The following is a 1,229-nucleotide window of genomic DNA, read 5'->3' on the forward strand; positions in this document are numbered from 1 at the left end:
CGCGACCCGCCTCGCGGCGGCGTTGACGCCCGAGGTGGACGCCGTCCTCTCGCGGTATCCGCTGCGGGAGTTCGTGACCGCGTCGGAGTCGCTGCCGCTGCTGGTGGAGCGGGAGCGGGCGCTGTACGGCTCCTGGTACGAGTTCTTCCCGCGTTCGGAGGGCACGCCCGAGCGGCCGCACGGCACCTTCCGCACCGCGGCGCGCCGGCTTCCGGCGATCGCCGCGATGGGCTTCGACGTCGTGTACCTGCCGCCGATCCACCCGATCGGCCACACCTTCCGCAAGGGCCGCAACAACACCCTCTCCCCCGGCCCGGACGACGTCGGCGTGCCGTGGGCGATCGGCTCCCCCGAGGGCGGCCACGACGCCGTCCACCCGGATCTGGGCACGATCGAGGACTTCGACTGGTTCGTGGGCCGGGCCCGTGAGCTGGGTCTGGAGATCGCCCTGGACTTCGCCCTGCAGTGCTCGCCGGACCACCCCTGGGTACACAAGCATCCGGAGTGGTTCCATCACCGCCCGGACGGGACGATCGCGTACGCGGAGAACCCGCCCAAGAAGTACCAGGACATCTACCCGATCGCCTTCGACGCCGACATGGACGGCCTGATCGCCGAGACCCTGCGGGTGCTGCGGCACTGGATGGACCACGGGGTGCGGATCTTCCGCGTGGACAATCCGCACACCAAGCCGGTCGTGTTCTGGGAGCGGGTGATCGCGGACGTCAACCGCACCGACCCGGACGTGATCTTCCTGGCCGAGGCGTTCACCCGCCCGGCGATGATGCACACCCTGGCCCAGTCCGGCTTCCAGCAGTCCTACACGTACTTCACCTGGCGCAACACCAAGGACGAGCTGACCGAGTACCTGAGGGAGCTGTCCGGGGAGGCGGCCGCCTACATGCGGCCCAACTTCTTCGCCAACACCCCCGACATCCTGCACGAGTACCTGCAGCACGGCGGCCGGCCCGCCTTCGAGGTCCGCGCCGTGCTGGCCGCGACCCTCTCCCCCACCTGGGGCATCTACAGCGGCTACGAGCTGTGCGAGAACACCCCGGTGCGCGAGGGCAGCGAGGAGTACCACGACTCGGAGAAGTACCAGCTCAAGGCCCGCGACTGGGAGGCCGCCGACCGTGAGGGCCGCTCCCTGACCCCGCTGATCACCCAGCTCAACACGATCCGCCGCGCACACCCCGCCCTGCGGCAGCTGCGCGATCTCCACTTCCACC

General features: G+C 70.0%; 1 pseudogene. It reads left to right on the forward strand.

Features of this window, described 5'->3' with window-relative positions:
- A pseudogene (locus ACWBNA_RS47805) lies at nucleotides 1-1,229 on the forward strand (alpha-1,4-glucan--maltose-1-phosphate maltosyltransferase); the annotation flags it as partial.

This window comes from Streptomyces sp. Q2 (assembly GCF_056820935.1).